Consider the following 21,304-nt stretch of genomic DNA (forward strand, 5'->3'; position numbering starts at 1 on the left):
GAATCGGCCGCACCGAGTAGCGTTTCAGAGATCGGGTGACACGATACTGTTTCAAAACACAGCTACAACCGGCGTGCAAGCGGCGTGAAACGGCACACCGGGAAACAGGTGACGTTACCGCGACAGCGCCGTTCCGCCGTCCTTGACGACGGCGTCGACCTCGTCCTTGGAGAGGAGCGCCACGTCGCCGGGGATCGTCCGCTTGATCGCCGCCGTCGCCGCCGCGTATTCGAGCGCCGTGGGGACGTCCTCGCCGTGCAGGCGGCGGGCGATGAACGCGCCGGTGAAGGCGTCGCCGGTACCGATCGGGGAGACGGTCTCGGTCTCGTAGGCCTCCTGGTCGTGGACCACGCTATCGTGCCAGCCGATCGCCCCCTCCGAGCCGCGGGTGACGATGACGGTGGTGAAGTCGTACTGTGAACCGAGTTTGTGCGCGAGTTGGCGCGGGTCGCCCTCGAAGCCGAGGACGGTCCGGGCGTCGCGGGCGGCGATGACGAGGACGTCGATCCCGGGGAACAGGCGCGTCAGCGTCTCTCGAGCATCATCGGGCGACCAGAGCTTGTTTCGGTAGTTGAAGTCGAAGGCGGTGGTCGTCCCGCCCTGTCGGGCCGCCTTGAGCATGTTTGCTGTCGTCTCGCGCAGCGTCGAGGAGAGCGCGGGCGTGATTCCCGTCGTAAAGAAGACGCGGGCGTTCTGAATTCGCTCGATGTCGAACTCTCGAGCTTCCGCCGTCGAGATGGCGGTGTTCTCGCGGTCGTAGATCACGTTCGTCCCGCGGGGCTCGCCCGCCTGCTCGAGGTAGTACGTTCCCTGTCGGCCGCGGTGGCTCCAGACGACGTCGGTTTCGATCCCGTGCCGACGGATCTCGCCGACGACGCGCCGGCCCAGCGGCGTCTCCGGAACTTTCGACAGCCAGGTCGCCGTCGCGCCCAGTCGATCCGCCGCGATGGCGACGTTACTCTCCGCACCGCCCGCGTGAACCTCGAACTCGGTCGCGCTCTCGAGTCGCTCGCTGTCCGGCGGCGACAGTCGGAGCATCGTCTCGCCGAAGGTAACGATATCGCTCACGGCTCGGCCCCCCAGACCGGACCACGTCTGTGTTCGTCGACCATGCGGGGACCAACGGACGGCGCTGTCATAAGTTGTGGCGTTCTGTTGGACGCCTGTTACGCTGACGGCGAGCGTCGTCGCCGACCGCTATAGATCGACGGGAGACTCGACCGAGACGAGGGCTGTTTCGCCGTCCACAGTCTCTGTAACCTGTTCCACGTCGACCGTCGCACCGAACTCGGCGAGCAACTCACAGCTCGAGACGACGTGCCCGGTCGCTTCCGGAACCCGAACGCGGCCGCCCTCGAGGGCAAGGTAGACGAGCAGCTGGTCGGCCAGGTGGCGGTCGACCGGAGCCGGGCGAGGACCTCCTTCTTCGAGGAACCGATTCAGGGCATCCGCTGCATCCTCGCCGACGCGTTCGGCCGGCTTGCCTCGTTCGCCGAGCGCGGCGAAACCGGCGACGCCCGTTCCGTGATCGAGTCGGAGCACGATGGCCGTGCCGGGAGACGGGCTCGCGACCGTCGTCTCCCGGCGCTCGAGGACCTCGAGTCCGAACTCGTCGAGCGCCAGCCGCTCGAGCGCGCCTTCGGCCTGCCGGAACGCCACGTTGCGATCCGCGAGCGACGCCGACTCGGTCGAGTAGAGCCGGACGCCCTCGAGGTCCCCGCGTTCGGTGAGGTCGACCGGCTCGAGGGTCGAGGGGGCGAGCTGTAGCGTCACCTGCCCGCCGCCGTCGGGATAAAACCCGCGGCGATCGACCTCGTAGTCCGCGGTCAGTCCGAGTTGCCCCAAGAGCGGGAGCTTGACGTATCGGGAGTAATCCAGCGGCGGCGAGAACGGCACGTCGGTGCCGCCCGTGACCGTCACCGAGAGCTGGGAGTCGAGCACCGTCGCGAGCGGTAGCAGGCTGTCGAACAGCAGTATCGCGCTCCCCGCCGTGCCGATATCGATGTCGTACTCGCCGCCCGGGAGGCGGCCCGGTCCCCGACCGCGCCAGTCGGTGGCCCCGTCGGTCGACTCGAGACCGGGATCGAACGAGACGGTCTCCGCGCCGAGTTCTGCCCCCGAGATGTCGGCATCGCAGAGCTCGCCCATCGTCTCGAGGACCGCCAGGTGCTGATGGCGGAGTCCGGGCGTCGATCGGTCGCCGCGAACGTTGTCGATGCGGATAGGCTTGTTTGTGAGCACGGACAGGGTGAGCGCGGTCCGGACGAATTGTCCGCCAGCGTTCGCACCGTCGAGTTCGCGTACAGTGGGCATGAGAGGGAGTTCGGCCTCGAGTCTCCTACCGATGACGATGGCGGCCGATCTGCTCCACGTCGAGTCAACGGCCCTAACGTGCCGCTTTCTGAACCTTTTCGGTGCTGCGTGATAGGATATCGACGAATGCGAGTCTGGGCAGACCCCCTCAAACGACGGTGGCTCCTCTGGGCGACGCTCGGGGTCGTCTTCCTGCTCGTCAATGTCAATCGACTCTCGTCGGCGGTGCTCGCGGAGGACCTCATGCGCGCGTTCGAAACGACGGGCGCACAGCTGGGGACGCTCCACGCCGTCTTTTTCTGGGTATACGCGTGCATGCAGATTCCGACGGGGATCCTCGCGGATCGTGTCGGGCCCCGACGGACGGCGACGGCCGGTGCGGCGGTGATGAACGTCGGCGCAATCTGGTTTGCGCTGACGGACAGCTACCTCGCCGCGCTCGGGGCTCGCGGATTGGTCGGTCTCGGCGGGAGCGTCGTCTTCGTCTGCATTCTGCGATTCTGTGCGAACTGGTACCGCGCCGACGAGTTCGCGACGATGAGCGGCCTCACATTCGCCGTCTCCGGGATCGGCGGCGTCCTCGCGACCACGCCGCTCGCTATCGCCGTCGACAGCGTCGGCTGGCGAACGGCCGTCGGCGGACTGGGCGTCCTCGGACTCGTCTTCACTGTCGTCGTCTTCGCCGTCGTCCGCGACACGCCGAGCCGGGCCGGTTTCGAGCCGCTCGAGGGCGTTCCCGGCCAACCTACGCTGACGAACGCCGAACTCAGACATCACTTGTCGAACGTCCTCCGAGACCCCCTGATCTGGGTCGTCGGCGTCATGCTCTTTTGTGCGAGCGGCGTGAACCTCACCCTTTTCGGGCTCTGGGGTGTCCCCTACGTCGTGCAGGTGTACGACGTCTCGGTCACGTACGCCTCCGTCCTCACCCTGCTCGGCGGCATCGGCGTGATGGTCGGGCCGCCGGCGATCGGCTGGCTCTCGGATCGACTCGAGCGACGGGGCGAGTTGATGGTCGCCGGCGGGGCGTTGTTCGTCGCCAGTCTGGGACTGATCGCCGTCCTCGGCGACCCGCCGCTTTATGTCGTCGGAATCGTCTTTTTCCTGAGTGGCGTCCTGTTGGGCTCGTTCCTGCTCGGCTATGCGGTCGTCAAGGATCGACACCCCGACAGCGCAAGCGGTATCTCGACGGGGACGGTCAACGGGGCGGGCTTCTTCGGCGCGGCGGTCCTTCCGACAGTGATGGGCTGGGCGTTAGACGACTACTGGGCGGGCGACCTCGTCGGCGGCACCCGCGTCTACACCGAGACGGGCTACCGGATCGCGTTCGGCATCGCTACGCTCGCCGGTGTGATCGCCCTCTGTTGTGCGATCTGGCTCTATCGCCACGAGCAGCGGAACCGTCGGCGAAGTAAGGGAAACCACTCGGTAGAATAGCGGCCGGCTCAGTCGCTTCGGACCGTTTCGTCGTCCATTCTGGAAAACAGGTACCAGAAGCTCAGCAGGATCAGGAAGAAGATGGCACCGATCGCCACCCGTAGCCCGACCTCCGCTATGCCCGTGGCTTCGGCGTGGACCAGCGCGGCGGCCCAGCCGCCACCGACGACCGCGAAGCCGGTCGCGACCACGAGCATGATCAGTAAGCGATCGACGGGAACGTTGATATTCACATCGCCTGCTCCGTTCGAGACGGGTGTAAGCGCACGGCTTGTATTGGCCAGACGCGCCGCTCAGGCACTCTATGGCGGAATACCCGGTTCCTACTCGCGTTCGAACGGATCGGCTCAGCCCTGATGGCCCGGATAATCCCGTTCGAACCGATCCTCGATCTCCCGTGCGTCGAACTGCACGATCACCGGCCGTCCGTGTGGGCAGGCGTAGGGATTCTCGCAGTCGTCTAACGCCGCGAGCAGGTCCACAACCGAGCCCTCCGTTAGCGAGGTGTTCCCCGTGATCGAGGGATAGCAGGCCAGATCGCCGAGGAACTCGTCGGCCAGCGCGTCGATCGTTTCCGCGCCCGACTCGCGGTCGCCCTCGAGAAACGACGCCAACACGTCCCGAACCCGTTCGGGCTCGAGCGTCTCCTCTAACACCGCCGGGACGGTCGTCACGGCCACCGTCCGGTCGTCGGTCCGGTCGGCGTAGAACCCCAGTCGCGAGAGCGCCTCACGGTAGCTCTCGAAGGCTTCGGCCTCGACGGCGGTCAACTCGAGTTCGACGGGCGACGCGAGTGCCTGGGCAGCGGGGTCGTCCGCGAACGCCCGTTGCAGGCGTTCGTAGTTGACCCGCTCGTCGGCGGCGTGCTGGTCGATCAGGGCGAGTCCGTCCTCCGTCTCGCAGACGAGGTAGGTGTCGTCGAGTTGGCCGAGGACGCGCAGCGTGGGCAGCGAGTCGAACTCGGTTTCGTCACCGGTCGCGGGCTCGCCGGTGAGCGTGCGCTGTTCGGTCGCGGCGGCGAACTTGCGCGCCGGGTCGGGGTCCGGACTCGAGGTTCGGGTTGCCGTAGACGTCTCGGTAGACGCCGCCCCGGCCGAATCAGCCGTCGCCTCTGACTCGCCTTCCGTCGAGCCAGTTTCCGAGAGAGTGTTGCTCTGATCGGTCGTCGACGAACGGGGCGCGGGTTCGGCACTCGAGTTGCCAGCGACAGCCGACGCACTCGAAGGAGACGTCGAACCTGCGCCTGCAGAATCCCCAGCGGAAGACGACGCGGAGGATCTAGGGCCAGCGGCCGTTGGTTCGGCAGACGTGGCGTCCGTCGCGCCGTCGGCAGCCGAACCGTCGGCTGATGGAGCAGTGGCCGACACCCCTTCGCCAGCCACCCCGTCCGCGGACGACGCGGACTCACTGTCGGCCTCCGCAGCGGAACCGGTCTCGCTCGCCGTCCGCTTGGTCGTCTCCGCCGAGCCGGGATCGACTCGCGCCTCCGCAGGGGCGGACCGACCCCGCGGGGCGTGCGATCGGAGCAGTCCGTGCTCGAGCAGGGCTGACTCCACGGCGGCGTCGACCTGCCGACGGACCGCGTCATCGTCGTCGAAGCGGACCTCCCGCTTTCGGGGGTGGACGTTCACGTCGACGGCGTCGCCGGGCACCTCGAGGAAGAGCGTGACGAATGGATACCGGTCGCCGCCGAGCTGGGTGCCGTAGGCCCCCATGATCCCCTCGCGGATGGCGTCGGCGGTGACCGCCCGGCCGTTGACATAGGTGGCGAGATACTCGCGACTCGAGCGGTTGGTCTCGGGGTGGGAGACGAGTCCGTTGACGGACTCGAGCGGGCCGGGCGGGAGTTCATCCCCGTCGGCCTCGAGAGAAATCATCGCCGAGGCGACTTCGCGGCCGTAGACGGCCATCACGGCGGCCTGCAGGTCGCCCTGGCCCGTCGTCGCGAACACCTCGCGACCGTCGTGGGTCAGCGAGACGGCGACGTCCGGGTTGGCGAGGGCGTAGCGCGTAACGATACGGTTGACGTGGGCGAACTCCGTCGCCGTGGTCTTCAGGAACTTCCGGCGTGCGGGCGTATTGTAGAAGAGGTCGTCGACCTCGACGATCGTTCCTGCCGGGCAACCGGTCGGCTCGACGGTCGTCACCTCGCCACCCTCGTAGACGAGTTCCGTCCCTGCGTCGCCGGCTGCGTCTCCGTCTCGCGGGCGCGACTTGATCGTCACTCGCGAGACGGAGCCGATCGTGTGCAGCGCCTCGCCCCGGAAGCCGAGAGTGGCGACGCCGGACTCTAAGTCCTCGAGGCCGTCGATCTTGCTCGTCGTATGTTCGCGGACGGCCGCGCGGACGTCGGCCTCGCGCATTCCGCGACCGTCGTCGGCGACCCGGATCAGTTCGGTGCCGCCCTCCTCGACGGTGACGTCGACGGTGTCCGCGTCGGCGTCTAAGCTGTTCTCGAGGAGTTCCTTCACCGCGCTGGCGGGGCGTTCGACGACCTCGCCGGCGGCGATACGGGCGACGGTGTTCTCGTCTAACTGGCGGATGTCGGTGTCCGGTGGTGTCTCTGTCATGGCTCGAGCCCTGGGTGAGTGGCGGTGTCCGTGGCCGGTCTCAGTCGCCGTCTCCGGTCGAGACCGATTCCGCGCACTCGGTTCATGGCGTTCGCTCTCGCTCGAACGTGGTTAAACTGTGGGTTGGCGAGGAGCACGGTCCCACGCCTCGAGCGCCCGCAGGACGCCCTTGAGGTCGTCGATGTTCGACCGATCACAACGGATGTCGGGTCGAAAACGGCGCTCGAGCACCAGCTTCTCCTCGGTCAGTCTCACGCCGGTGATCCGATCCGAGGGGACGAACCGCCGGTAGGACGGGATCAGCTTCGGTTGGAAGACCAGACCCGCCTCGTAGGCGCGGAGTTCGCCCCGCTCGTACTCCATGCCAGGGAGCGGTGAGAGCGTGATCGCATCACCGCCGAGTTTCGGGATCGAGACGGTCGGATCCCAGCCCAACGCGACAGAGAGCGACGCGGCGAAGAGCATTCGGACCGGGGGGTGGCCCCGGTAAACGGTGAAGAACGCCGCGACCGCCAGCAGTCCCAGCCCGAGTCCGATCATGCCGACGTGGGTCCCCGACTGGTACCACGTCCAGCCTGCGGTCGCCGTCCGCTCGCGATCGATGGCCGTACCGATGTACGTATCGCGGGCGACCAGCGCGAGGAGTCGCCCCGATAGTCCGATCCCGAGCAACGCGGCGGCAACGATTGGGAGGTGCCAGTTCCCCGGGACGCGACCGACCGTGGAGAGGACGATGACGCCGCCCGCAACGGCCACCGCCGGGAGACAGAGCGCGACGGTGCGCCAGCGCCAGACACCGAGTCGAAGCGCGAGTCTGGGGGTCGCTCCGGCGACGATCGCCCCGCAGAGGATGCCGCCCGTAAACGCGGTCGGCACCAGCCCGAGGATCACGTCGCTCGAACCACCGGCTGCGACCCCGGTCACGCCGACGATCACAGCCGCGGCGGCCGCGACGTAGAGGGCGAGTGCGGCGGGCCAGTCGACGCCGGTTTCGGGCTCGAGATCGTCGACGGAGGCGGGATCGGGAGCGCGAGCGGGGTCGGAATCGGAATCGCGGGTCATCCCGCCGTCCGCATCACCTTCGATGACGGTCATCACCCCATTGTTCGATCCCGAGACCTATTAGTTTCCTGACTCGAGCAGCCCGTCGACGGCCTCGCCGATCGCCGCTCGACCCTCGTCGGGTACTTCGACCAGCGGCGGCCGAACCGCGTCCGAGGGGATCACACCGCGATACTCGAGTGCGGTCTTCGTCGCCGGACCGAACCCGTAGCTCGCACAGGCGGCGAACAGCGGCGAGATGGCGTCCTGAATTGCCGCGCCGCGTTCCTCGTCGTCACTCTCGTACAGGTCGGCGTACTGTGCGGGGACGACGTTCGACAGCGCGTTCAGCCCGCCGTCAGCACCCATTCGCAGTGCGGGCACGAGCAGGTTGTCGTACCCCTGCAGGACGACGAACTCCTCGGGCGTCTCACGGATAATAGAGAGGAGATACTCGAGATCGCCGCTCGAGTCCTTGATTCCGAGGACGTTCTCGTGCTCGGCGAGTGTTGTGATCGTCTCGAGGGCGATCGAGCCACCTGTGCAGGGCGGGATGTTGTAGAGCAAAACCGGAATGGGGGAGCGGTCGGCAACTGCCTCGAAGAACCGTTGATTTCCGGCGGGGGCGTTCGGCCCGTGGAAGTACGGTTCCGTGACGACGGCGGCGTCCGCACCGATCTCAGCGGCGTGATCGGCGTACTCGACGGCCTCATCGACCGTGGTGGCGGCTGCGCCCGCGAGGACGGGGACTTCGCCGTCGACGTGCTCGACCGTGAGTTCGTGGACCCGTTTGCGTTCTTCGGGGGAGAGACTGGCAAACTCGCCCGTCGTTCCGCAGGGGAAGACCCCGTCGATGCCGTTCTCGAGAAGGTGGTCAATCAAGTCGGCGAGTGCGTCGTCGTCGATCTGGCTCGAGTCGTCCTCGAACGGCGTCACGAGGGGTGTGGTGATTCCGGAAAGTGCCTCGGTAAGATCCATACCGGGAGTATTTCTCGGTGAGCGCAAAAACGTACCTGCTCTCAGTTGTACCTGCTGTTCGTATCACGGATCGCACGACTGCTGTGCGATCGGGTGTGCATCGACTGCCGGTGGCTACGATAGATTTGCCACGGCATCCAGCGAATTCGATCACTACGCTCGTTCATTCGTTCATAGAAAGACGCGAAGCGTCTTCCACGCTGGCACTAGCCTCGTGTCGCGCGGCATCGCCGCGCGACCAGTTCGCGGGATCAAAGGTCCCACGCAGTTCGTGACAACCTCGTGTGGCTTCGAACCGCCGTTCACTGCGCTCCAGTATACACCACAGCAGACGAGCCGATTCGAGCCGTCGGTTCCGATCTTCGCGACTCACTCGCAGACAGCCTCTGATCTGATCCGTTCGCCGGGTCTGATATCGAAAGCAAACACCATCGATTCATATTCCTGGCAGCGTTCGATCGTACTCTCGTCGACTCTGTCTGCGAGATCAAACCATTCCGTCCCGATATCTTCGACGTTCACACCGATCTGGTACGTCTCGACCGGTTCGCCGAGTTTGGCCGCCGGAATTAGCTCCGAATAGATGGTTTGTCCATCCTTTCCGTCGATGCTGAACGACCGCCAGAGATCGATCCCATCGTCCCGAACGACGATCAGTTCGCCAGCACGGTCGGCTTCTGTTCCGTTCCTGACATCTATCTGACCGAGTGGTGCCGTTGGATCCGACCCGAACTGATCTCGAACCGACCCGAGACACCCCGCAGTAGTCGACATTGCGGTGGTACTCGCGATACCGAGTACCATCCGTCTAGAGGGCATACTGGTGGTTTCTTCCATCAGCCAGATAAAATCAGCTACTTCTAGAAGCGGTAAAAGAGCTACTCGAGCCCCAGATCCTGCGCCATCGAGTTGCCGGCCCGCGGGACGCCCTTCACCGTCACCGTCTCGCCGTTCATAAAGGAGGCGGCGGGACTCGAGAGGAACTGGGCAACGTCGGCGATCTCCTCGGGGTGGCCGATGCGTCGGTCGGTCTTCTCGCGGGGCGGCATCGCCTCGCTGTCAATACCGAGCGTCTCGGCGACGCCTGGGGTCTGGATCAGGCCAGGGGCAATACAGTTGACGCGAATGCCGTCGTCGGCCCACTCCGTCGCCAGCGTCTCCGTCAGGCGGATGATCGCCGCTTTCGACGCGCCGTAGTGGCTCTCGCCGGGTGCCGAGTGTTGGCCGTTGACGGAAGAGAGGTTGATGATGACGCCACCGTCGCCCTCGCGCATGACCTCGCCGGCGAGTTGCGTGCAGTGGACGGTGCTGTTTAGGTTCAGGTCGATGATGGTTTCCCAGCCGTTGGCCGAGATATCCTCGAAGTTCGCGACGAACTCTCCGCCGGCGTTGTTGACCAGCACGTCGATGTCGCCGAACTCGTCGACGGTCTCGTCGACCAGATTTTGGACCTGGTCGCGCTCGCGGACGTTACACTCGACGGCGAGGGCGTCGCCCGCGTCCGCAGCCTCGTTGATCCCGTCGGCGACCGGCCCGACGCGGTCCATCGAGCGCGAACAGATCGCCACGTTCGCCCCGCTCGCGGCGAGCGTCTCCGCGATTGCCTGTCCGATTCCCTGACTGGCTCCCGTGACGATCGCGGTCTTCCCTGCGACATCGAAATCCGGTTCGTGCATCGTGCTAACTCGTAACCCATTAAGACATAGTTGTACCGATATGTGGCCCCGCAGTCGGGTGATCTCGTATTTCAATAGCCACCGCGAGCAGTGGCGACTAGTCGTCGTCCTCGAGTCGCTCCTGTAACCGCTGTACTTTCGAGACGAGTTCGATCGGTGGCGTCGTGTTGACGTCGAGCGTTTCGAGGTCCTCGAGTACTCGTTCGGTCTCGGGGTCGAGAGTCTCGCTTCCCGCGTCTGGCTCTCCGCCGTCGGCGTTCGCCGGTCCGCGGAACTGGCCGTCGCCGAGGTCGAACACCGTCTGGACGGGCTCGCTCGAGCCGCCTCCCTTCGCCTCGATGGCCTTCTCCTCGCGCAGGCGCTCGAGCACGTCCCTCGAGCGCTCGACGACCGGGTCGGGGACCCCAGCCAGATCGGCGACGTGGATCCCGTAGGAACGGTCGGTGGGACCGTCTCGGACCGTCCGAAGGAAGGTCACGTCGCCGTCGCGTTCGTCCGCCGCGACGTGGACGTTGGCGACCCGCGGGAGCTTCTCGGCCAGCCCGGTCAGTTCGTGGTAGTGGGTGGCGAATAGGGTCTTCGCCTGCACCTCGTTGTGCAGATACTCGGTCGCAGCCCACGCGATGGAAATCCCGTCGTAGGTCGCGGTTCCCCGCCCAACCTCGTCTAAAATGACCAGCGACTCCTCGGTCGCCGTGTGAAGGATGTTCGAGAGCTCGCTCATCTCGACCATGAACGTCGAACGGCCCTGCGCGAGTTCGTCGAGCGCGCCAACGCGGGTGAAGATGCCGTCGACCAGCCCGACCTCGGCCTCCTTGGCGGGGACAAAACTCCCGACCTGTGCGAGCAGGACGATACAGGCGACCTGTCGCATGTAGGTCGACTTCCCGGACATGTTGGGACCCGTGACGACGAGGAAGTTTCGGTTCTCGTTCATCCCCACGTCATTGGGGACGAACTCCGTCGTCTGCTCGACCACCGGGTGGCGACCCTGTTCGATCTCGAGGCGGTCCCCCCGATGGAGGTCGGGCTTTACCCACCGATTTTCCGCCGCGTGCGTTGCCAGACTCGAGAGCGCGTCGACGGTCGCCAGCGTTCGGCCGACGTCTTGCAGCAACTCCGCATGGCTGGCCACGTCCTCGCGCAGTTCCTCGAAGAGTTCGTACTCGAGGTCGCCGCGTCGTTCCTCCAGACGCAGGACTTCGCGCTCTTTTTCCTCCAGTTCGTCGGTCGTAAACCGTTTCGAGTTCTTGAGCGTCTTGATCTCCTCGTAGTGGTCCGGGACGCCGTCGGCCGCCGACTTGCCGACCTGGATGTAGTAGCCGTCGGTCTTGTTCCGATCGACGGTGACGTGGCTCAGCCCGTACTGGCGCTTCTCGCGGTCGGCGAGGCCGTCGAGCCATCCCTCGACCTCCTCGTGACGGTCGATCACCTCGTCGAGTTCGTCGTCGTAGCCTCGCTGGAGAAGCCCGCCCTGGGTCACGGTCGACGGCGGATCGTCGGCGATGGTCTCCTCGAGCGTTCCCCGCAGTGCTGCGGCAGCCTCGCGATCCGGGCGATTCACGATCTCGGTCAACGGCGAGTCGGCGAGATCCGGAGCGGAATCGATGGTCCCGGCCAACGCCGGAAGGACGGCCAGCGTCTCCCCTACGGCGAGCAGGTCGCGAGCGTCCGCGCTGCCGTGGCTCGCCTTCGAGGCCAGCCGCGCCAGGTCGTAGGCGTCGCCGAGTGCATCCTGTAACTCGTCGCGCGCCAGCGCCGCCGACGAGAGCGCGGCGATGCTCTTCTGGCGTCGCTCGAGGGTCTCGAGGGACCGCCGCGGCCGCTGCAACCACTCCTTCAACAGCCGACCGCCGGCGCTGGTTTCGGTGTGATCGATCGTGTCGAACAGCGACCCATCGGCGTCGCCCTGCATGGTCTCGGTTAACTCGAGATTTCGCTGCGTGGTCGCGTCCAGCGTGACGTGGTCGTCGCCGTGGTGGGCCTGAATGCGGGTCATCGAGGCGAGCACCCCCGTGCCGGTCTCCTCGACGTAGGCCAGAATCGCTCCGGCGGCCGCGAGGGTCGACTCGTCGACCGAGAGTCGCTCGACGGTCTCCCGCCCGAACTGCTCGCGAACGGTGTGGGCCGCCCGTTTCGGCGCGAAGCTCTCGGTTTCGTGGAGCGTGAGTGCTGCGTCGACCCGCTCACGGACTTGATTCAGTAGTTCGTCGTCGCCTCGAGCCGCGGGTCCGGGCAACACCTCGACGGGAGCGAACCGGTACAGTTCCGTCAGCGCGTCGTCGGCGTCCTCGGCGTCGGCCACGAGGAATCGGCCCGTCGTCACGTCGGCGAACGCGAGGCCGTAGCCGTCGCCAGCCGCGCTCGAGCCCCGACTGTCGAACCCGTTCGTGCCGCCGTCGACGATGGCCGCGAGATACTGGGCGTCGGCGTCGCTGGTCTCGAGCAGCGTTCCCGGGGTCACGACGCGGACGACTTCGCGGGCGTGGCCCGATTCCGTCTCGTACTGATCGGCGACGGCGACCCGGTAGCCGCGTTCGACGAGCGCCTTGAGATAGGGTGTGAGGTCTTTCAGCGGGACGCCGGCCATGGGATACGACGAGCCGTGAGAGGATTTCTGGGAGACTTTCAAATCGAGTTCGTCGCTAACGAGTTCGGCGTCGTCGCCAAAAAACTCGTAGAAGTCGCCACACTGCATCGCCAGCACGTCGGCGTCGGTCTCCTCCTTGAGCGAGAAGAACTCCCCGACGATACCCGTCGCCTCGGTCATGGTGGGTGACTGTTCGGCCACCGCTAAAATCCTGCGGGTTCCGCGGTGATACCGAATGCGGCGTCGCAATAGTCGTGGCGTCGCGACAGTCACGAAGCTACTACATACACGATCCGCTGGCGGGGCTATATGATGCCCTCTATGGTAGACCCCCACATCACCACTCATGGCTTCGCCCAGTGATCATCGCGTGCTGGTTCCGATCGACGTGCTTGAAGGACAGTCCGTCCCGTCGACGGTCGTCGAGGCCTTCGGGTCGGTCCCGGTCGTCCTGCTCGGCTACCGCGAGGTCCCCGACCAGACCGCTCCCGAACAGGCCCGCGACCAGTACGGCGACCGCGTCCGTAGCGAACTTGAGGCGCTCCGGTCGGTGTTCGAGACGGCCGGCTGTGACGTGACGACGCGACTCGCCTTTACTCACGATCGGTTGAAGACGTTTGAGCGGGTCACAGTCGACGAATCCTGTGACGCCGTCTTGTTGTGCAACCCAGCGCCCGTCCTCGAGTCGGTCCTCGTCGCGATCAGAAGCGATGTCAACGTCGACCACATCGTCCGACTGGTCGGCACCGTCCTCGAGGGGACCGACCTCGAAGTGACCCTGTTGCACGTCGCAAGCGAAGAGTCGCGTCGTGATGCGGGAACGGAACTGCTCGAGACGGCGGCGACCGCACTGGCCGGCGAGGGAGTCGACGCGAGTCGCGTCGACCGCCGGTTGGTCGTCGACGGCTCGCCGACGGATGCCATCCTCGAGGCCGCGGACGACCACGACCTGCTGGTCGTCGGCGAGAGTCGGCCGTCGATCCGTCGGTACGTGTTCCGAGACCGTGCGGAACGGCTCGCAAAGCGGACGGTCGATCCGGTGCTCGTGATTCGCGGGGAGTACCTCGAGCCGGCGGCCGATGAGGGGGACGACGGGATACCAGCGAACGACCGTTCGGCCAGCGTCTCTGTGACCGACGTGGTCGAGTCGGTCGAAGAAGGCGACCAGCGCGACGGAGCGTCTTAGACGTCCTCGTCCGCAGACCCGTCAGCCGTCGCCGTTTCATCACTATCGACGTTCCGGACGACGAGCACCGGCGCAACGGACTCGACGGCGATACGTTCGGCCTCCTCGCCGAAGAGCAGCGAGCGAAGCGACGGGGCGCGTTCGCCGACGACGATGGCGTCGTGGTCGACTCCGGCCTCGAGCAACGCCTCGAACGGCGGCCTGTCGACAGCGAGTTCAGTTTTGACGTCGATTTCGCGCGCCGAGAGCGTTTCGGCGGCCGTCTCGAGCAGTTCCCGCCCGGACGCCTCGTCTTTGGTCGCCAGAAAGAGCGTCACGCCGATCTCTCGCGGGCCGACCAGGTCGCCGACGAACGAGCAGATCCGGTCGACGGCGACGTCACCCGTCAACGTGACGAGGACTCGTTCGATCTGCCCGCTCGCGCCTGGTATGGTGTAGGCGTCCGCTCGCGTTTCGGTCGCGATGCGGTCGATCGTCTGCTCGCGGTCGTGGGTGAACACGAGCCGGTGATCGGCCTCGCTGCCGCCGACCCGGAACGTTTCAACGAGGTCCTCGAGGGCGTCGGTTGCCCGGTCTTCGTACTGCACTCGAGCCTGGTCGGGCGGCGTCTGTTCGGGGAGTTCGTGATAGCCGAGGACGGTCACGTCGACAGGCTCGAGCAGTGCCGTCAGCCCGGGGGAAACCGATTCTCCCTCGAGAATCGCCAGCGGAACGAGAACGCGGGTCATAGCTCACCTCGTAGGTTCACGTCTCGAGCGTAATAGACGTACCACCCGGCGGTCATGAGCATGATGGCGATGCCGACGATCTGTGACGCGAGTTCCATGAAGCCGATCAGCGCGAAACTACAGATCGCCCCGAGCGCCGGGACGAGCGGGTAGCCGGGAACCCGGAACGCAGGATCGTACCACTCCGGCTCATCCCGGCGCAACGCGATCAACGCGACGCAGATGAGCCCGTACATGATGAGATGCAGGAACGAGGCGACCTCGGCGAGGAGTTCGACGCTGCCCGTCGCGGTCAGCACGAGAATCGGGCCGCCAGCTAGCCCGAGCGCGACGTGTGGCGTCCCGTAGCGGAGGTTGATCCGACTCGCTCCTTTCGGGAGCAGGGCGTCCCTCGAGACGGCGTAGATCGCCCGGGAGGTGCTGAGGATCGAGGCGTTGGCGCTGGACATCGTCGCGAGCAGACCCCCGAAGACGATGGCGAACGCGCCGGCGGCGCCGAGGTAGTGGCGACCGACCTCGACCATCGCGGTTTCACCGAAGCCGGCGAGCGCCTCGCTGCCGAACGCGCTCGTCGCGACGAAGATCGTTACGACGTAGAGCACACCGACGGCGACGACCGAGCCGACCATCGCCAGCGGCAGATTCCGACCGGGATCTTTCATCTCGCCGGCGACGGTCGCCACCTGTGCGAAGCCGAGATACGAGGTGAAGACGAGCGCAGCGGTCGTCAGAATCGGCATCGCGCCGAAGGGGGCGAACTGCTCGGGCGCCGCCGATTCGCCGATCAGCCCGGCCGCGTCGAGGCTACCGTAGCCGAGAAAGGCGACGAGGATCGACAGCAGGAGGGCGACGATCCCGTTCTGGAGCTTTGCGGCGTTTTCGGTCCCCGTGACGTTCAGGACGGTAAAGCCCGCGCCGAACAACAAGGCGATGGGGATGACCAGCCCGTCGCCGACCGCGACGCCGAGTTCGGCGAGCGTGTCGACGGCGTAGTAGCCGAAGCCGACGAGGTAGAAGGCCGTCGCGAACACCAGCCCGAACCACAGCGAGAGACCGACGACGGCGCCCGGGAGCGTTCCGAGCGCTCGCGAGATGAAGTAGTAGCCGCCGCCGCTTTTCGGCATCGCCGTCGCCAGTTCGGAGGTCGGTAAGGCGACGAGCAGGGCGACGACGGCTCCGATGGCGAACGATGCCGCGGCGGCGGGGCCGGCCTGTCCGGCTGCGAGGCCCGGAAAGACGAAGATTCCGGCGCCGATCATCGTCCCGATCCCGATCGCGAGCCCGCCCGAAAGCCCGAGCGTTCGCTCGAGTTCGGCGTCGTCGGTGATCGTCGCGTCGTCCGTCTCGACCGTTGGTTCGGTGTCGGGCGATTCGCCCTCGATGTTGGTGCCCTCGGCCGGCGGCGGTTCGCCACTCATAGTGGCGACAACTCATGCCGAACGGATAATTTTTCAGGTGTATACTACAGGTTGAGTATTCTCCCGCGAGAAGGTGACGGGCGGGTGGCCACTGACGCTACCGTCCGTCGCCGATCAAAACAGTAGCCCGCCCAGCGGGACGTCCTCGTCCGGTTCGACGAGGACCGGATACTCCTCCTCGCCCGGTACGCAAACCGTCAGCGCCTCGGATTTGAAACCCGCGATGCGAACCGATCCGAGGGTGGTCGCACAGAGAACCTGCCGTCCCTCGAGCTCCTCGGGGTCGTAGTGGTGGTCCAGTTGGGCGGCGGACTGGATCTCGCCGTGTTCCTCGCCGAGATCGATCCAGAGCTTGGTCATCTTCGGCTTGTTCGCCTCGGTGAACGCTTCCGCCTCGAGCACTTCGCCGACGCGAATCTCGACCTCGAACGGGTTCTCGACCATACAGCGTGATATCTGGCCCTCGAGAAAGAACGTACGGGTTCCGGCTACCGGTGTTGCCCTACTCGGGCAATTCGTCGGCTAGCAGTGCCAGACTCTCGTCGTCCCCGGTCGCGTCCGGAACGGAGAGCATCACCGTCTCGATGCCGACGTCGGCGTACTCCTCGAGCCGTTCGCGCACTTCTTTCGGCGTCCCCGTCGGTGCCGTTTCGACGTACCCCGCGAGGAAGAACTCGCGGGGCTCGGTGGGCTCGTCGGGCAAGAACTCGTCTCGGAACTGCTCACGCTTTTGCTCGGCGGCGTCGGTCGTCTCGCCGACGAAGACGAACAGTTCGGCGGACTTGCGTATCTCGTCGTATCGCGCCTCGCTCTCACAATGGTCGCGCAGGATCTCGAGTTTCTCGGCGAAGCCCTCGGGCTCGAGGGTGCCGTAGTTCCAGCCATCGGCCAGTTCGGCGGTGTAGCGCAGGGTAAACTGCTCGCCGCCGCCACCGATCCAGATCGGCGGGTGGGGATCCTGGACTGGCTGCGGTTCACAGAAGGCGTCCTCGAGGTCAATATCCAGATGCTCGCCCGCGTGGCTGTACGTCTCGTTCGTCCACAGTCCCTGCAGGATTTCGACCGTCTCGGCGAGCCGGCGGAGCCGTTCGGCCGGCGGTTCCCGGAACTCGTAGCCAAAGCGGTCGTACTCCTCGGCGTACCAGCCCGCGCCGATGCCGAGTTCGAGTCGTCCCTCGCTGATTCGGTCGACCTGCGCCGCCATCTTCGCCAGCACGGCAGGATGGCGGTAAGACTGGCTCGTGACGAGCGTCCCGAGTCGGATCTCGTCGGTGGCTTCGGCGACCGCGCTGAGCGTCGTCCAGCACTCCTGTGTCGCCCGGCGCGGGTCGCCGATCCACGACTGAAAGTGGTCCTCGAGCCAGACCGCGTCGTAGCCGAGCGATTCGGCCTCGAGTGCCGTCTCCCGGACGGTTCCGATATCGGTGCCGTACTGCGGAAGGATGACGCCGACCTCGAGGTCGGTGGGACTCACGAACGCACCCCGTCCTCGAGTTCCGCGTCGGTCTCGATCGCATCCTCGAGTGCCAGCACTCGATCCGCGAGCGTCTCCGGATCGCTCGCAACGACTTTGGTCATCGCCTCCTTTCCGATATCGCCGCGGTCGATCACGGCTGCCGGCGGCTCCTCGCGGTCGCCGAACGCTTGCCGGGCACCCCAACCCATCGTGTTGTCTTCAGTCTCTTTGACCTCCGGGGGCTCTTCGTCTCGGTCGTATCCGGCGAGCCCCCACTCGAGGTCCTCGAGGGCGTCTTCGACGTCCGGGCCGAATCGGCAGTTGACGGCGAACCGGAGGGTCGGGAAGAATTCGCGGGCCGAGAGCAAGAATCGGGCGACGTGACTCGAGGCCCCGAATCGGATGCCGCGGTTGGGCTGGACGCCCGAAAGCGTCCGCGTAATTCGACCCTCGACGGCCGCAATCTCCGTGACGGACTCGGCGGCCGGCGTCGCGCCAGCGACGTTCATCCCCACCTCGGGAACGAGGGCGGAGACGTCGTGCTCGACGAACCGGTCGACGACCGCCTGCACCTCCTCGGCGGTCAGATTCCGGTTCGCCTCGTTTCGCAGGCTGACGAGGTGGTTGACCGCGCCGTGGCCCTCCCCCACGTCGGAGTAGTACCGCACCGCGCGGGCGAGGAAGTCCGTCGCGCCCTCGACGGCGGCCTCGAGCGGGTCGCCCGTCGCGAGGCGGGCCGCGATCGCCGCGGCCAGCGTACAGCCGGAGCCGTGGGTCGCCTCCGTCCGAATACGCGGATGTTCGAACACGCACACGGTGTCGTTCGTGACGAGCGTGTCCCGAACCTGCTCGCCGGGAACGTGTCCGCCCTTGACGAGCACCGCGTCGACCCCCGTCTCGAGGATCGCCTCGCCCGCCTCGCGGGCGCTCTCCTGGTCGGCGACCGTAATATCGGTCAGCACCTCGGCTTCGTCGGCGTTCGGCGTCGCTAACGTCGCCGCGCCCAGCAGATCCTCGTAGGCGCGTTCGGCTTCAGGCTCGAGCAGGCGGTCGCCGGAGGTCGCGACCATCACGGGATCGACGACCAGCGGGAACTCGAACGACTCCGCGCGGCCGGCGACGAGCCGGGCGATTTCGGTCGTCGCGAGCATCCCCGTCTTCGCGGCCCCGACGTCGAAGTCGCCGGTGACGGCCTCGAGTTGGGCCTCGATCTCCTCGAGCGGCAGGACGTGCGAGGATTCGACGCCGCGGGTATTTTGAGCGGTGACGGCGGTGATCGCGGACGTCCCGAAGACGCCGTGGGCGGCCATCGTCGCGAGGTCGGCCTGGATTCCGGCGCCGCCGCCGGAGTCGCTCCCCGCGATCGTCAAACCTACCGGGCGGGTTTCGGGTGCTGGCGTTCTCATGAGTAGCCGTATAGCTCGGTTATACTAAGCGGTAATGGTCGGCGAGCTTGAAAATCAGTGCGTATCGGATCAGATCCGTCAGAGACTGTCGACTACTCACGTGCGAACGCCGTTCAGGGGGGTGGAACTTGCTCGGACTCCTCCTCCGGATCGTACGCGTCACCGAAGACTTCGACGACGGCCTTGAACGTCGCCAGGAGGACCGGTCCGAGCAGCAGCCCCAGAATTCCGAAGAGGTAGAGCCCGCCAATGACGCCGACCAGGACGGTCCCCGGGTGGACGCCGGACTCCAGATCCACCAGCACGGCACGCAGGTAGTTGTCCACTACGGAGAGGACCGTGATGCCATAGACCAGCAGCAAGATCCCACCGACCGGGTCGCCCACAATAAAGAGATACCCCACGATCGGTCCCCAGATCAGCCAGATACCGACTGCGGGGAGGAACGAGACGACGACCATCACGATCGTCCAGAACGCGACGTTCGGAACGCCGAGGAGATAGAGCCCGAGTCCCCCGAGCACGCCCTCCGCGATCGCGACGAGGACGTGACTCCGCAGCACTGCCCACGTGACGGCATCGATCTCGTCGATCAGCTCCTGCCGGATCTCGTCGTCGATCGGTGCGACCGACCCGATCCAGGCGACCAACCGTCGGCCATCGACGAGGAAATAGTAGAGCAAGAACACCAGTACCAACAGTCCGAGCCCGACCTGAAAGCTCATGTCCAACAACCGGAGCAGTTCCTGGAGTGCGAACTCGAGGCCGCGATTGAGGAACCCCTCGATCTCCGAGTTGAAGGCATCCTCGAGACTGTCCAGGACAGCATCCTCGAGTCCCAGCTCGCGAGCGGTCGTTCGAACGGTTTCGACGAGATCCACGTCACCGAGGTCGTCGATGAACGAAAGGACCGTCTGTAACAGCAAAACCGTAAACACGAGCAACGGAACGACCGTAGCCAGGATGCCGAACACGGTCACGATGCCCGCCGACACGCGCGGCGGAATCGTGACGGTGGTTCCGCGGACGCGTACAGTCCGGTGTTCGAGTCGCTCGTGGAGCGGAAAGAGCACGAACGCCAACAGCGCGGCCGCCATGATATACTGTAGCAAGGGGAGAGCCAGGAGGGCGCTGATCGCTCCGAGAATAGCGACCAGTAACAGTAAAAAACCGATTCGGAGGTCCATGTCTGGACATTCAACGACCCCTATTTATGGGTTTCAGTTCTCACGAAGCGATTCACGCGTCGCGCGCGAATCGGCATACTCGAGTATCGCGATCACGATCGAAGCGCGACCGCGCCGTGACGGTCGGTTTGATGGATACATTTCGGCGCGTTCAGCCGCTGCCGTCGATCGCTTGCGGTCGAAGCCGCGCCTCTCTCGAGCGCGCTGCCGATCGGTCCGTCAGGCGCGGTCGGATCCGAGGTCCTCGAGGTAGCGCTCGGGAACGTAGGGCAACGCCCCTGCCGGGAGGACGCGGACGACGACGGCGGCGAGATCTGCGAGTACGCGCCTGAGCGCGGCGTAGACGATCGCGACGGCGAGCGCGCCAATCACTATCCACTGGAACGATCCCTCGAGCGCCCATAACAGGGGAACCGACAGCGCCACCGACAACAGCAGATCTCCCGGCGAACCATCGTACCGAATCAGGCGACGGGGTGCGATCCAGGTCCTGCGATAGTGGTCGTACACCGCCTTCTCGGAGCGTCCCTCCCAGGGGCGCAACTCGAGGCCGCTGCCGAAGACGTCGGTTACGCAGTGGACGGCAGCGCCGAGCAAGAAGACGGCGATGCCGACGGTCAGTGCCGTCGGAACCAGGGCCGCGATCACGGTTGCGACGGCGGCGACGACGCTGTAGAATACGGGAAAGTGGAGGGTCTTGCGGTGGCCCGCGTAGAGATCCAGGTCCGGAACGATCCCCCCGAGCAGTCCCGCGACGATGGCCACGGAGGCGAACTCCGGCGCCGTGGCTACCAGCGGTAACGCAAGTGCCATCCCAGCAAGGGCGTGGGTGGGGAGCATCATCGTGTCCTTTCAGAGGGGACAGAACTCCTTCAACGTATCGCAGCGAACGGTCGATCGGACGCCGCACCGACAGCGGTTCGCAGTTCGTCGATTTCGCGCAGCCGCTCGTCTCATACGGTTTGCTGTAACGAGTTACCGCTGGGGCCGCAGGACGGTTCGGGACTCCACCGACGCGGTGTACATGCTCCTCGTGGTGGCCGTCGCCAACGGGCTTCTGGAAGCGATTCGGTTCCTTCCGGAGTGGTAACGGCCGCGTCGACCCGCTAGGACTCTCGTCGGGCGGCGACCCACTCCTCGAGTCGGGCCGCGGGATTCTCCGGGACTTGGGTGAGATAGACCGTCTCCTACGTTGCGACGAGGATCGCATCCAGCGTGGTAAACAGCATGTCGACGATCATGTTGTCGATCCGGTGCTGGGCGAGAATGGGCTCAATTCCCAGCACGAGAGCTCCCTGATCGTTGCAACAGCCGTTCC

The 21,304-nt window shown here is 65.8% G+C and carries 18 protein-coding genes; 2 read left to right on the forward strand and 16 right to left on the reverse strand.

Annotated features, from left to right (window positions below; all coding sequences use genetic code 11):
* Positions 1-114: 114 nt before the first annotated feature.
* Together kdgK1 and rtcA are read right to left on the reverse strand one after the other, a co-directional pair.
* The gene (gene kdgK1, locus NATTI_RS0113670) at positions 115-1,068 is read right to left on the reverse strand and encodes a bifunctional 2-dehydro-3-deoxygluconokinase/2-dehydro-3-deoxygalactonokinase (protein WP_019991880.1); all 954 of its coding nucleotides are present in this window, start codon (positions 1,066-1,068) and stop codon (positions 115-117) included.
* A gap of 129 nt (positions 1,069-1,197) precedes the next feature.
* The gene (gene rtcA, locus NATTI_RS0113675; RefSeq protein ID WP_006090029.1) at positions 1,198-2,313 is read right to left on the reverse strand and encodes an RNA 3'-terminal phosphate cyclase; all 1,116 of its coding nucleotides are present in this window, start codon (positions 2,311-2,313) and stop codon (positions 1,198-1,200) included.
* A gap of 126 nt (positions 2,314-2,439) precedes the next feature.
* Here rtcA and NATTI_RS0113680 point away from each other — a divergent pair, with 126 nt between their 5' ends.
* Positions 2,440-3,750 (forward strand): MFS transporter, encoded by a 1,311-nt coding sequence (locus NATTI_RS0113680; protein ID WP_006090030.1) that lies wholly within the window; start codon positions 2,440-2,442, stop codon positions 3,748-3,750.
* Positions 3,751-3,758: 8 nt separating this feature from the next.
* On the opposite strand, the gene NATTI_RS0113685 is transcribed toward NATTI_RS0113680, so the two are convergent.
* From NATTI_RS0113685 to mutS, 7 genes are all read right to left on the reverse strand, one after another.
* Positions 3,759-3,977 (reverse strand): hypothetical protein, encoded by a 219-nt coding sequence (locus NATTI_RS0113685; protein ID WP_027119161.1) that lies wholly within the window; start codon positions 3,975-3,977, stop codon positions 3,759-3,761.
* A 120-nt stretch (positions 3,978-4,097) separates the two neighbouring features.
* Positions 4,098-6,320 (reverse strand): DNA mismatch repair endonuclease MutL, encoded by a 2,223-nt coding sequence (gene mutL, locus NATTI_RS0113690; RefSeq protein WP_006090032.1) that lies wholly within the window; start codon positions 6,318-6,320, stop codon positions 4,098-4,100.
* 111 nt (positions 6,321-6,431) lie between these two features.
* Positions 6,432-7,415 (reverse strand): hypothetical protein, encoded by a 984-nt coding sequence (locus NATTI_RS0113695; RefSeq protein WP_006090033.1) that lies wholly within the window; start codon positions 7,413-7,415, stop codon positions 6,432-6,434.
* Between the two features lie 27 nt (positions 7,416-7,442).
* Positions 7,443-8,339: a 4-hydroxy-tetrahydrodipicolinate synthase gene (dapA, locus tag NATTI_RS0113700; RefSeq protein ID WP_006090034.1), complete on the reverse strand. Its 897-nt coding sequence runs from the start codon at positions 8,337-8,339 to the stop codon at positions 7,443-7,445.
* 369 nt (positions 8,340-8,708) lie between these two features.
* On the reverse strand, positions 8,709-9,113 hold the full coding sequence (locus NATTI_RS0113705) for a hypothetical protein (RefSeq protein WP_019991881.1): 405 nt from the start codon (positions 9,111-9,113) through the stop codon (positions 8,709-8,711).
* A 104-nt stretch (positions 9,114-9,217) separates the two neighbouring features.
* Entirely contained in the window at positions 9,218-10,015 is a 798-nt protein-coding gene (locus tag NATTI_RS0113710; protein WP_006090036.1) for an SDR family NAD(P)-dependent oxidoreductase, read from the reverse strand.
* 97 nt (positions 10,016-10,112) lie between these two features.
* Entirely contained in the window at positions 10,113-12,785 is a 2,673-nt protein-coding gene (mutS, locus tag NATTI_RS0113715; RefSeq protein WP_006090037.1) for a DNA mismatch repair protein MutS, read from the reverse strand.
* Positions 12,786-12,951: 166 nt separating this feature from the next.
* Here mutS and NATTI_RS0113720 point away from each other — a divergent pair, with 166 nt between their 5' ends.
* Positions 12,952-13,791, forward strand: a complete 840-nt coding sequence (locus NATTI_RS0113720; protein ID WP_027119162.1) for a universal stress protein — start codon at positions 12,952-12,954, stop codon at positions 13,789-13,791.
* Here NATTI_RS0113720 and NATTI_RS0113725 read toward each other — a convergent pair.
* The 7 genes from NATTI_RS0113725 to NATTI_RS0113755 all read right to left on the reverse strand — a co-directional run bounded on the left by NATTI_RS0113725 (position 13,788) and on the right by NATTI_RS0113755 (position 20,829).
* Positions 13,788-14,519, reverse strand: coding sequence for a universal stress protein (locus tag NATTI_RS0113725; protein WP_006090039.1), 732 nt, complete (start codon positions 14,517-14,519; stop codon positions 13,788-13,790). The genes NATTI_RS0113720 and NATTI_RS0113725 overlap by 4 nt on opposite strands.
* A complete protein-coding gene (locus tag NATTI_RS0113730; RefSeq protein ID WP_006090040.1) occupies positions 14,516-15,937 on the reverse strand; it encodes an APC family permease in 1,422 nt (473 codons plus the stop codon). The genes NATTI_RS0113725 and NATTI_RS0113730 overlap by 4 nt, the downstream gene beginning before the upstream one ends.
* A gap of 114 nt (positions 15,938-16,051) precedes the next feature.
* Positions 16,052-16,381 carry a hypothetical protein gene (locus NATTI_RS0113735; protein WP_006090041.1) on the reverse strand — a complete coding sequence of 110 codons (330 nt, stop codon included), beginning with the start codon at positions 16,379-16,381 and terminating at the stop codon, positions 16,052-16,054.
* 58 nt (positions 16,382-16,439) lie between these two features.
* Positions 16,440-17,411 (reverse strand): LLM class flavin-dependent oxidoreductase, encoded by a 972-nt coding sequence (locus NATTI_RS0113740; protein WP_006090042.1) that lies wholly within the window; start codon positions 17,409-17,411, stop codon positions 16,440-16,442.
* Positions 17,408-18,799, reverse strand: a complete 1,392-nt coding sequence (thiD, locus tag NATTI_RS24995) for a bifunctional hydroxymethylpyrimidine kinase/phosphomethylpyrimidine kinase (RefSeq protein ID WP_049806268.1) — start codon at positions 18,797-18,799, stop codon at positions 17,408-17,410. Before thiD ends, NATTI_RS0113740 begins: the two co-directional genes overlap by 4 nt.
* Before the next feature lie 113 nt (positions 18,800-18,912).
* On the reverse strand, positions 18,913-19,986 hold the full coding sequence (locus NATTI_RS0113750; RefSeq protein WP_006090044.1) for an AI-2E family transporter: 1,074 nt from the start codon (positions 19,984-19,986) through the stop codon (positions 18,913-18,915).
* A gap of 219 nt (positions 19,987-20,205) precedes the next feature.
* Positions 20,206-20,829 (reverse strand): membrane protein, encoded by a 624-nt coding sequence (locus tag NATTI_RS0113755; RefSeq protein ID WP_027119163.1) that lies wholly within the window; start codon positions 20,827-20,829, stop codon positions 20,206-20,208.
* Positions 20,830-21,304 lie beyond the last annotated feature (475 nt).

Origin of the sequence: Natronorubrum tibetense GA33 (assembly GCF_000383975.1) — an archaeon.
Lineage (GTDB): Archaea > Halobacteriota > Halobacteria > Halobacteriales > Natrialbaceae > Natronorubrum > Natronorubrum tibetense.